The following is a 10,476-nucleotide window of genomic DNA, read 5'->3' as shown; positions in this document are numbered from 1 at the left end:
CCTCATCCACGACATTGCCTAAGCGGGCGCCAAAATCAGTGCGGCTCTTCGCTAAGGTAACGGACGCGGTTCTCTTCCGGAGTGGTGGATTCGGCCGGCGGCACCGGGACAAGTGCCTTGAAGGCCCCCTGCCCCAACAGCATGAGCCAGGTGACGAGGACGAAGGTGGAGGTCAGGACCGGCATTCCGATCGGGGTCAGGAATATGGCAACGGAGGCCCATAACCAGCTTGCGAGAACCGCGCCGAAAACGGCGTAGAGCAGACTTCGCCAGGTAAGAACCAGGAAAACGCCCCCGAGCGCCATGGCGGTCAGAGCCGAATTATACCCGAACAGGCCATCACGCACGGCCCCTTCAGGGCCACCATAAAGGGCGGCGACAAGCGTGCCCACGACCGCGCCGATAAAGGCCATCGCCGCGCCAATGCGCGAGTTCAGCCCGATCGCGATAAGAATGAGATAGCCGGAAATCCAGTTGTCCTGGAAGAAGATCTGGCCGATCGACGTCCCGATCCCCTCGGACCATGTGGTGAAGACATAGGGAACGGTATCGGAAAACTGCTCCGGCGAGATCGGCTTGGCCATCGGCCCGGCATCGATGGCATCGAATTTCAGAACGGCGAACAGAAACAGCCACCCTATCAGGACGAAGGGCATTGTCAGGGGAGCAACCTTGTGAGGTGCCAGCAAGGTTCCGATGCTTGCGGCGGCCATCGTGGTGAAAGCTGCACCACAGATGAGATAGACAAGCATTGCGACGGACGGGATCGAGCCCGCCCTAAAATCTTCGCTCGTGAAGGCAACAAGCGCCAGGCCGACCAGCGCTCCATTGAAACCATACAGGCCGTCTCGGATCATCCCTTTGTCGGCCTTGAGAATGAGGGCCGTCAACGTGCTCGAGACGACGCCGAGCAAACAGATCACGGCGTAGATCCATGAATTCCATACGAGTGCGGCGAGGATGATCAGCCCGGACAGGGGATTATTCTGGAAGACCACCTGCCCGACGCCGCGCAGCGACCACTCGACGAAGGAAAACAATGGTTGGTCAGGGAAAGGACCGAACTTCATGAGTGTCTGCTCCTTTGGCAGGCCCGGAAGCTTCAGCATTTTGACGCGGAGCCCAGGCACCTTGTGGCAAGAAAGCGGGACGCAGAGACTGCGCCCGATCCTTTCGCGACCTAGAAAAGGAAATACCGCTGCGACATCGGCAACGCCGCCGCCGGCTCGCAGGTAATGAGTTCGCCATCGACGCGCACCTTGTAATTCTGCGGATCGACTTCGAGCTTTGGTGTGCGGCTGTTGTGCACCATGTCCTTCTTGCGCACCGTGCGGGTACCGTTGACCGCCACGAGCTGCTTGGACAGCTTCAGTTTTTCGCCGATCCCGTCATCGAGCGCGGCTTTTGAAACGAAGGTGACGCCTGTCGAGCCGAGCGCCCGCCCCAGCACGCCGTACATCGGGCGGTAATGCACCGGCTGCGGCGTTGAGATCGACGCATTAGGGTCACCCATCGGAGCGATCGCAATCATGCCGCCGATCATCACCATTTGCGGCTTGATGCCGAAAAAAGCGGGCTTCCAGAGCACGAGGTCAGCGCGCTTTCCGACCTGCACGGAGCCGATCTCATGCGCAAAACCATGCGTCAGGGCAGGGTTGATCGTGTATTTCGCGACATAACGTTTGACGCGGAAATTGTCGTTGCGTTCGCTGTCTTCCTCAAGCGGACCGCGCTGAACCTTCATCTTGTGCGCCGTCTGCCAGCAGCGAAGCGTCGTTTCCCCGATGCGGCCCATCGCCTGCGAGTCCGACGACATCATCGAGAAGACGCCGAGATCATGGAGAATATCCTCCGCCGCGATCGTTTCCCGCCGGATTCGCGATTCTGCGAAAGCCACGTCCTCGGGGATCTGCGGGCTTAGGTGGTGGCAGACCATCAGCATGTCGAGATGCTCGTCCACCGTGTTGATCGTATAGGGCCTTGTCGGGTTGGTGGAGGAAGGAAGCACGTTTTCCTCACCCGCCGCCGTGATGATATCAGGCGCATGACCGCCACCAGCACCCTCGGTATGGAAGCTGTGGATCGTGCGGCCCTTCATCGCCGCAAACGTATCGCGGACAAAGCCGCTTTCGTTGAGCGTATCGCTGTGAAGCGCGACCTGAACGTCCATTTCATCCGCAACTGTCAGACAATTGTCGATCGCGGCGGGCGTCGTGCCCCAATCTTCGTGCAACTTAAGACCGACGACGCCGGCGCGAACCTGCTCCCGCAATGGATCAGGCATGCTGACATTGCCCTTGCCGAGCAGGCCGACATTGATGGGCAGCGCTTCTGCGGCCTCAAGCATCCGGTGGATCGCCCATGGGCCGGCCGTGACAGTGGTCGCGAGCGTGCCGACCGTCGGGCCGGCGCCGCCGCCGACAAGCGTCGTCGTACCGCTTGCCAGTGCTTCTTCCGCCTGCTGGGGCGCGATGAAATGGATATGGGTATCGATCCCGCCCGCGGTAAGTATGCGCCCCTCGCCGGCGATGATATCCGTCGCTCCGCCGACGATGATGGATACGCCGGGCTGGATATCGGGATTGCCCGCCTTGCCGATACCCGAAATGCGCCCGTTCTTGATCCCGACATCCGCCTTGACGATACCCCGGTGGTCAACGATGACCACATTGGTGATGACGACGTCGGCCACCTCGGCTGCCGGGCGCTGGCTCTGGCCCATACCGTCGCGGATCACCTTGCCACCGCCGAAGGTTACCTCCTCGCCGTAAGTGGTATGGTCTTCCTCGATCTCGATGACGAGTTCCGTATCGGCCAGCCTTATCCTGTCTCCCTTGGTCGGGCCGTAGAGATCGGCATAGTTCTGTCGTGTGATCGTTCCCATCCTCGCCTCCTACAGCTTGCCCATGACCTTGGCGTTGAACCCATAAACCTCACGTCCGCCGTCGAGCGCGACCAGCTCTACCGTACGTTCCTGGCCCGGCTCGAAACGGACGGCCGTTCCCGCCGGAATGTTGAGCCGGAAACCCCGTGCGGCCGCACGGTCGAAAAGGAGCGCCTCGTTCGTCTCGTAGAAATGGTAATGTGAACCAACCTGAATCGGCCGGTCGCCAGAATTTGCGACATCGACCTTGCGGGTTTGCCGGTCGGCATTGAGCGCGATGGAACCATCCTCGATAAAATATTCGCCGGGGATCATGACGGCCTCCTATGGAACCGGATTGTGGACGGTGACGAGTTTCGTGCCGTCCGGAAATGTCGCCTCGACCTGAATGTCGTGGATCATCTCGGGCACGCCCTCCATGACGTCGTCGCGGCTCAGCAATGTCGCGCCATATGACATCAGATCGGCAACAGTTCGCCCTTCACGGGCGCCCTCCAGCAAGGCCGCCGAAATATAGGCCACGACTTCGGGGTAGTTCAGCTTCAGCCCTTTTGCCATGCGGCGCTCTGCCAGCAGGGCAGCCGTGAAGATCAGGAGTTTGTCTTTTTCACGCGGTAGCAGTTCCATGGGTTTACCCTCATCGTTTTGCTGTTTCACGTTGCCCAGATGCGTGGAGCGATGGCCTTCTTCATCAGGCCGCGCTCACGCAGAATGCTCCATGCCTGCAGAAAGAGCGCCTTGCCTTGAGACATGCGTTGGCCGAGGTATCGGCAGACGATCACGCGTTCCAGTTGGGTGACCGAAAAGACGCCTCTTGCCGCCGCCCCGACATGATCGCGAATATGGTCGACGGTGTTTTCCAGCACCGGCCCCGCATAGACCATCGTTCCCATGATGGGTTGGCCAGCAAGCACGTAGGCCGCTTCCAGAACTTCGGGCGCGCGCGAAAATGCCATCTGCTCGAACCATATGGGTTCGCGGTCGCGGATGATCTCCACGCGTTGGCGAAAACGCCCGCCCGCGAACCCTTCGCCGGCTGCCGGCCGGCCGAAGCTTACGAAGTCCCAGCCGGTATAAGCCGCATCATCGTCGAGAGTGACGCATGTTGAGATGAAAGCATCCGCGCCTTCGAAAAGTATCGTTTCCTGCGGAAGATTTTCACACATGGCGCCAGCGCCGACATTGATCCGGGTGCGTTGCACGCCTGTCTCACCGTCGCTGCGATAGAATTTCGTGGCTCCGGGCGTGGTGAGAACGCTTCGCGTCAGAGGCGCGAGGTGGCAGGTGATGTCAAGCATGTCGCCGCCCGCCACGCCGCCGGGCGGATGCAGGACGTAGAGATGCGCAGAACCGTCATCCTCGGGATGGAAGGCGCGCTGTACTGCGAGCGGCCCGCAATGCCGCCGGCGCATCAGGCGCGTCTTGCCATGCGAATTCGCAAACCACAGTTCGAGCTCGGCGTGCCAGCCACCTGTCATACGCTGAATTCCTCTCTTCAGTTCCGAATGTGAGCGGTGCGTTCCATCCCGCCGTCAGTCCGTTTTCCCAAGCCTGCTCTCGCCGCGCTCGCGACGTCCCTCTTCCGAGAGGTGGTGCGAGCTCGCAGTCAATTTCATTGCGCCTGCCAGAAGCAGCGCGGATATCGGCAATACCAGCGCCTCCCAGTTCGGAGACGTCTGCATCTCTCCGACCTGGGCTGCGAAATGTACGACCAGGTAGAGGATGATCATCTGGAAGAAGAGGTTCTTCAGTTCGGCAATCGTGTCGATGATCATCCATTGTGGCAGAAGCGACCGCTGCTGTTCGGGAATATCGAGAGCAAAACCGAGCGCGATGCCACAGCCGACCACCATCAAGACGATGCCGAGCAGGATCTTGTCAGACGCGCGCAGGACGGAGACGATCACGGATGTGTCGGAGTTGAGCCGGGCCATCCAGTAGCTCTCCCAAAGCATCATGATCGCTTCCCAGAACATCAGGAAGGCGCCGACAAGCACGCCGGCTGCGGCAAGAAGAAGAACGTATCGAAGGCCGCGAAACAGCGAAATCAACTCGAAATCCTCTCTGCACCTCTATGCCGACTGGGTTTTGGTCTGCTCAAACGCGTCCGATAAAAATCATGAACGGAACAGACGGCTGTATTGGGTCTCATGCCACGCGCTGGCCATTGCCATCGCCGGTGCGGCATTGCCGATTTCGTCATCGCCTAAAGATTCGGCCTTGCAGGCTGCGCGCTCAATGACATCCGCTGCAGCGACCAGAAGGCGCTGGCCGGACGTATGGCCGAGTGGCACCAGCCGGATTGCCGCCGACACCTGCCCCTCGATCATGCTCCATATAAGTCCTCGCAGGGCGACTGGCGGCGCGATGTCCCAATGGGTTGCGGCAAGCGCAAAAGCAGCCGGATAGCTTAACCGCCTGTCCGCATAGGATCGGACCAAGGGTACATCGAGATCCCGGAGAACCTGCAGCATGGATGCCCCCATCTGCTTGTCCTCGAACTCGATTTCACGGCTTTCCCGCATTGCGGACAGCCAGGCGTCCGCCCTCAGGAAAGCTTCCCGGTCGCCAGCGCCCAATGCCTGCATCATGCGCCAGAACAGGGCCGCATCGCAGACTGCATAGCTACGCTCGACAAGCCCGAAGATCCATTCCGCCGCCGTCGCCTCGTCACGGACGGTACGGTCATGCACCGCCCATTCGAGACTGCGCGAATAGGAAAAGGCACCCACCGGCTGGCTTGGACTGACAAGCCGCAAAAGTTGTATCGGCAGGATCACGGATTTTGCTTCGGACACCACGACACCTTTCTGGAGCGATAGACCCGATGTCGGGGAGAACCGGTCATCGGACCCTGGATGCACGGAAAACCTTGTCTGCCGGCTCAGTTCGCGAGCAACAGAACTCCGCCGAGTGCCGTCGCGGCGCCGGCGATCCGTACCCCCGTCGGGCCGCGGATCACGCGTGCGGCGCCAAGACCCAAGCCGAGGCCCGCGGCATGAAGGAGCATGGTCGCGAGCGCAAAGCCCACGCCGAAGGACAGAGCGCTATCGCCGGCCATCTCCACGCCATGCGCGTGGCCATGGAAAAACGCGACCAAACCGACGATGCCAGCCGCGGCTACCACCGGCACCTGCCGGGCGATGGCGATCAAAAGTCCAAGCGCCACGACGGAGGAGAGGATCATCGGTTCGACGAACGGGACAGTCACACCGGCGAGAGCCGCGACGAAGCCGAGCATCATGACGCCGACAAAAGTCGCAGGCACGGCAACCAGGGCACGCCCGCCCAGCGTGGCCGCCCAAAGGCCGACTGCCGCCATTGCAAGCACATGATCCATGCCTGCAAACGGATGGACAAACCCGGCCATGACAGAACCATGGCCGGCATGCTCCGGATGGGCGAGTGCCGGCGTACCAATCACCAGCAATGGTGCAAAAGCCATAAGCGACAATCTTTTCATCACACACCTCCAAAGTGTCGATCGAATGAAGACCACATAGGACCTGGCAGCGGACCTGCCGCGATCCTGCGCAAAACATGCCTGCACTGACGGCTCAGAACGAGCCGAACATCGATCCCAGGACGAACACCGCCACCAGGGAAATGATCACACCGACGATCACCGTCATCACCATGTCGAAATAGCTCCCGGCATGTGTCTGCTTGCTGATCTGCAACAGCAGGAGCACCGTCCCATTATGCGGTAATGCATCGAGCGTTCCCGCGCTGATCGTCGTAAGCCGGTGCATCAACGCGGGGTCGATACCGTGCTCGGCGGCGAGACGCATATATTCGCTGCCAAGAGAATTCAGCGCGATCGCCATGCCGCCCGAGGCCGTGCCAGTCAGGCCGGCAAGCGCGTTCATCGCCACAACCAGCGAAACGAGCGGGCCGCCCGGGATCTGCAGCACGGCGTCACGGACGACATTAAAGGCCGGCATGGCCGCCACGACCGCACCGAAACCGACAAGGCTCGCGACGGTCATAATCGGCAGCACCGCCGAATTGGCCCCTGCGTCGAGGCTCTCGCGCAATTTTCCAAGCCGGCCGTAATTGACACAGATGACCGTAACAATCGCGGCCGCCAAGGCGATGAGGACAGCCCATACGCCGATCGTCGACACGATGTTGATGCCAAGCGTCGTTTCGGCTCCCGAAAAGTCGATCCTTGGCAACACCACCAGCGCCATCAGAAAGTTTACAGCGATGACGACAATCAGAGGTAGAACGGCGAACAGGAAAGACGGACCGTTGTCGCTTCGTTGGCCGTGGACGAGTTCGTTGGGGTCAAAATCGCCGGAACTCGTCGCCTGTTCGCGAACCTTTTCAGTGATGACGATGGCCTCGCCATCGCCCGTATAGCCCTCGCCTGCCGCGCGCGCCTTGGCTTCGATATGCGCCAGCCACCACATTCCGAAAGCGAAGGTGATGATCGAGGCAATGATGCCGAGACCTGGGGCGGCGAATGTCGTCGTGCCGAAATAAGGCATCGGGATCGCGTTATTGGTGGAGGGCGTCCCAGGCATTGCCGACATGGTGAAGGTGAAAGCGCCGAGCCCGATAGCGGCTGGCATCAGCCGTGCCGGAATATTCGCCGCGCGGAACATCTCCCGCGCCATTGGCACCAGTACGAAGAACGCGACGAAGACACTGACACCGCCATAAGTCACGACGGCAGAGGCAAGCACGACCGAAAGCATGGTCCGCTTGACGCCCAGCCGCTCAGTCAGAAAACGGGCGATCGAGGTGATCGAACCGCTATCGTCCATCATCTTGCCGAAGATACCGCCCAATAGGAACATCGGGAACCACTGCGCGACGAAACGTGCCGTCCCGCCCATGAAGGTTGCGGTCCAATGCGGCAGAAGCGGTTCGCCGGAAATGATGGCCACGACGAGGGCCGCCGCGGGAGCCAGGAGCAAAACGCTCCATCCGCGATAGGCGAACCACATCAGGAGACCGAGTCCAAGTAAAATGCCAAACAGCCCCATACTCGCCTCTCAGTACTCATCCTTCCAATCAATACCGCCTCGCGGCCCAGATCCGAGCGGAAACGCCCGGTGGAGGAAGAGGATTGGCGAATGGGATTAATTCCGCATCCGCTGGATATTTCATGAGCCATCGCTTGCGGTTAGTCGATCGGCCCGCGTCTAAAAGGCTGCTCACGACCCGAGAAATGGACGTCCTGCCAAATTTCGGGATTCTAAGCGCGAGCAAAGCGGGCATAGAGAGTAGAGTCCTCTAAACTCTTACTAAAGCGCGATCGGAGCGTGCTGGCCAGCCGTCATCGCGCAGAATGACCTGATGTCCCGGATTGCTTCGGGCGAGATCGACGCGGAGTACAAAAAGAAAAAGCTCCACGAGGCTTACGTCGAGGAGCTTCTACGTCGGTTTCCCGCGTGGGAGAATTTACAAGTTTCGGTGGTTGCGGGCTGGGCCACAGCGAACTTCGGCGCGCGAGCCACACAACGAACGGGTAGGTCGCGGTGCTGCTAGTATTCGCGGTACCAGTTCCTCGGCGCATTCTTGGTCGGACAACCCAACTGGCGGATCGTCGCCTCAACCCGCTTGTCGAGCTTGATATACAGCTCGACCGCCCGAATTATGCTTGCATGGGAATACATGAACTACCTCTTGGTGGTCCAAGTTTTCGTCCGCATCCCCATGTTCCTATTCGGCCAATTATTGAGAGTAGAGTACACTAAATAGCAGATCGTTGCCTGGCCCAATCTCGAAGATGGACACAAAGTCGCTGAGGCTCCAGCGCTGGAGCACTCCTCCCTGCCCATTAGCGACACTGAGGAAGGTGGTCCCCGCACCTCCGTCGCCTTCGATACCGTACACGATAACCGCGTGATTAATCTCGCCAGCGCCACTTCCATCGACCAGAGTGATCAGCGGACCGTGGGCTCGCAGCAGTGCGTCCCAGCCATTGGCAGCGATGCACTGCTGATGTTGCATCCCAAACGGGCCACGGTTTCGCCATAGGGCCAATTCGTTGTAGGACAGAGCCGAACCCGCCGCCTGGTGTGCGATAAATTCCACACCAAGGCGGTTCGCGGCTTCGGTCATGGTCCACCGGCGACCATCTTTCCAGCTGTAGACCACTGTTGTTGCCGCCAGCCAGCAGAGGTCAGCAACACCCTGGTCAACCGCTTCGATTGGTGGCGGCACGGTGTATTTCAAGTTTGGCATAGCGTCCTCCTTAATGACGGCAGCCCTGTTCTCAATTCTAGAATTTCCAAGAGGTCGGGCGCGATATGCTCAATACGATGGCCTTTGCATCGTCCGGCAGGTCTGTGATCTTGCATGCTTCTCAGCCGAAGCTGTCGGCGTAATCCGTTGAAGTGCTTTCGGATCGGCGTTCGCCGGCAAGCTTGTATTCGACCCCTTGAGCAACCCGCAGGGTGTAAAAGCAACTTATCCGGAAGCTCAGGCGCAATGTTCCGCGGGCAAGTCTGCGGCCGCGGTCTCGACACTGTCGATATCAGCTTTGACAGCTGTGGCGAGTGTTCCAACATTTGCCTCGAGGTCGGTTTGCCACCTGGCCAAATCCGCCAGTGTCGGCAGCGCATCGAAGCGCGATTTGATCGGCTTGAAATAGTCCTTGACTGAATCCGCCAACCCCAAAAGCGCGTCATCGGCCTCCGTGAATATGTCGGAGACCGCCTTTGAGATCTTGTCGAGCTCATCAACCAATTGCTGCTCGAATAGATCGAGATCAGCGGGCGGCCATTGGCCGTTGTCCAGCTTGTCCTGAAGGACACCGAGCGCAGTCGAAATACGCCGAATAATCGCACTGGCACTCTGTAGCTTTACCGCAACGGCGGAAGGGACGCCCTTCGCGTTGGTCGCTCGGTCAATTGCGTTTATAGCGCTTAGCGCCTCGACGCGCACTGAGCCAAGGAAATCGCCAAGTTGCTTTTTTGCGGCCGCGATCTCGTTTGCATTGGAAAGCTTCCATGTCTGGATTTCAAGTTTAAAGTGTACGTTTGGGATGTCGTATCGCTTAATGTCAGCACTGATTTCGGCCGAGAGAGCAATCTTATAGGCCCCGTCAGATCGCGGGATTTTCGGGTAAGCTGCGCGGCCTGTTCGCCAGCGCCCTCGCGGACGGCCTGCAGGATGTGGGGCTTGGTGACGCGGCCCAGATAGTTGCCGACGGTCGGACGCCAGCCGACATCCACCATGTCGAGGCCGGCGGCGCGAGCCAGCCGGTCGGCCTGACCGAGACGCATGTCGAGACCGTGCTGCGAGACGCCGTTACCGCTATAGGCGTTCGGCTTCTCGTAGAGCGCGTTGACACCGTAGCTGACGCAGTGCAGCGTATCGAGGCTGCTCAGGTCCTGCGAACCTTGGTTGAAGACATCATCCTGACGCCGATTGACGGGAAGATAGAGATCGACGTTCGCGGTGATCTCGCTGGTATCCTGACGATACCCGTAGAACGTAAAAAGCCCCGCGAAGGGGCTTTGTCGGGATCGTAAGTAAAGATGGTTGCGGGGGCAGGATTTGAACCTGCGGCCTTCAGGTTATGAGCCTGACGAGCTACCGGGCTGCTCCACCCCGCGTTGAGCGCAAACCTTTGG

11 protein-coding genes, 1 tRNA gene and 2 pseudogenes are annotated in these 10,476 nt (G+C 59.8%); all 14 read right to left on the bottom strand.

Annotation, left to right across the window (positions count from 1 at the left end; all coding sequences use genetic code 11):
* Positions 1-35: 35 nt before the first annotated feature.
* A complete protein-coding gene (locus tag FHW37_RS28360) occupies positions 36-1,070 on the bottom strand; it encodes an urea transporter (RefSeq protein ID WP_145642581.1) in 1,035 nt (344 codons plus the stop codon).
* Between the two features lie 110 nt (positions 1,071-1,180).
* Positions 1,181-2,884 carry an urease subunit alpha gene (gene ureC / locus FHW37_RS28355; protein WP_145642579.1) on the bottom strand — a complete coding sequence of 568 codons (1,704 nt, stop codon included), beginning with the start codon at positions 2,882-2,884 and terminating at the stop codon, positions 1,181-1,183.
* 9 nt (positions 2,885-2,893) lie between these two features.
* Positions 2,894-3,199, bottom strand: coding sequence for an urease subunit beta (locus FHW37_RS28350; RefSeq protein WP_145642577.1), 306 nt, complete (start codon positions 3,197-3,199; stop codon positions 2,894-2,896).
* 9 nt (positions 3,200-3,208) lie between these two features.
* Positions 3,209-3,511, bottom strand: coding sequence for an urease subunit gamma (gene ureA, locus FHW37_RS28345; protein WP_145642575.1), 303 nt, complete (start codon positions 3,509-3,511; stop codon positions 3,209-3,211).
* A gap of 26 nt (positions 3,512-3,537) precedes the next feature.
* Entirely contained in the window at positions 3,538-4,362 is an 825-nt protein-coding gene (locus FHW37_RS28340; protein ID WP_145642573.1) for an urease accessory protein UreD, read from the bottom strand.
* Positions 4,363-4,416: 54 nt separating this feature from the next.
* Complete coding sequence (locus tag FHW37_RS28335) at positions 4,417-4,935, bottom strand: YqhA family protein (protein ID WP_145642571.1); 519 nt, start codon at positions 4,933-4,935, stop codon at positions 4,417-4,419.
* 66 nt (positions 4,936-5,001) lie between these two features.
* Complete coding sequence (locus tag FHW37_RS28330) at positions 5,002-5,682, bottom strand: urease accessory protein UreF (protein WP_186458447.1); 681 nt, start codon at positions 5,680-5,682, stop codon at positions 5,002-5,004.
* A gap of 86 nt (positions 5,683-5,768) precedes the next feature.
* Positions 5,769-6,347: a HupE/UreJ family protein gene (locus FHW37_RS28325; RefSeq protein ID WP_145642567.1), complete on the bottom strand. Its 579-nt coding sequence runs from the start codon at positions 6,345-6,347 to the stop codon at positions 5,769-5,771.
* A 94-nt stretch (positions 6,348-6,441) separates the two neighbouring features.
* Complete coding sequence (locus FHW37_RS28320; protein WP_145642565.1) at positions 6,442-7,878, bottom strand: GntP family permease; 1,437 nt, start codon at positions 7,876-7,878, stop codon at positions 6,442-6,444.
* 441 nt (positions 7,879-8,319) lie between these two features.
* Positions 8,320-8,511: pseudogene (locus tag FHW37_RS33965) on the bottom strand (IS3 family transposase); the annotation flags it as partial.
* A 58-nt stretch (positions 8,512-8,569) separates the two neighbouring features.
* Positions 8,570-9,082 carry a papain-like cysteine protease family protein gene (locus tag FHW37_RS28315; protein WP_145642563.1) on the bottom strand — a complete coding sequence of 171 codons (513 nt, stop codon included), beginning with the start codon at positions 9,080-9,082 and terminating at the stop codon, positions 8,570-8,572.
* Positions 9,083-9,319: 237 nt separating this feature from the next.
* Positions 9,320-9,784 carry a hypothetical protein gene (locus tag FHW37_RS28310; protein ID WP_145642561.1) on the bottom strand — a complete coding sequence of 155 codons (465 nt, stop codon included), beginning with the start codon at positions 9,782-9,784 and terminating at the stop codon, positions 9,320-9,322.
* Positions 9,785-9,966: 182 nt separating this feature from the next.
* A pseudogene (locus FHW37_RS34275) lies at positions 9,967-10,233 on the bottom strand (DNA-binding protein); the annotation flags it as partial.
* A 148-nt stretch (positions 10,234-10,381) separates the two neighbouring features.
* A tRNA-Met gene (locus tag FHW37_RS28300) sits at positions 10,382-10,458 on the bottom strand.
* Positions 10,459-10,476 lie beyond the last annotated feature (18 nt).

It is taken from the genome of Neorhizobium alkalisoli (assembly GCF_007829835.1).
GTDB lineage: Bacteria > Pseudomonadota > Alphaproteobacteria > Rhizobiales > Rhizobiaceae > Neorhizobium.
The sequence above is the reverse complement of the archived record's forward strand: the minus strand, read 5'-3'. Positions and strand labels throughout refer to the sequence as shown.

Coding starts and splice junctions, on each gene's coding strand:
- FHW37_RS28360 (WP_145642581.1), bottom strand. CDS start 1,070: ATGAAGTTCGGTCCTTTCCCTGACCAACCATTGTTTTCCTTCGTCGAG.
- ureC (WP_145642579.1), bottom strand. CDS start 2,884: ATGGGAACGATCACACGACAGAACTATGCCGATCTCTACGGCCCGACC.
- FHW37_RS28350 (WP_145642577.1), bottom strand. CDS start 3,199: ATGATCCCCGGCGAATATTTTATCGAGGATGGTTCCATCGCGCTCAAT.
- ureA (WP_145642575.1), bottom strand. CDS start 3,511: ATGGAACTGCTACCGCGTGAAAAAGACAAACTCCTGATCTTCACGGCT.
- FHW37_RS28340 (WP_145642573.1), bottom strand. CDS start 4,362: ATGACAGGTGGCTGGCACGCCGAGCTCGAACTGTGGTTTGCGAATTCG.
- FHW37_RS28325 (WP_145642567.1), bottom strand. CDS start 6,347: ATGAAAAGATTGTCGCTTATGGCTTTTGCACCATTGCTGGTGATTGGT.
- FHW37_RS28320 (WP_145642565.1), bottom strand. CDS start 7,878: ATGGGGCTGTTTGGCATTTTACTTGGACTCGGTCTCCTGATGTGGTTC.
- FHW37_RS28315 (WP_145642563.1), bottom strand. CDS start 9,082: ATGCCAAACTTGAAATACACCGTGCCGCCACCAATCGAAGCGGTTGAC.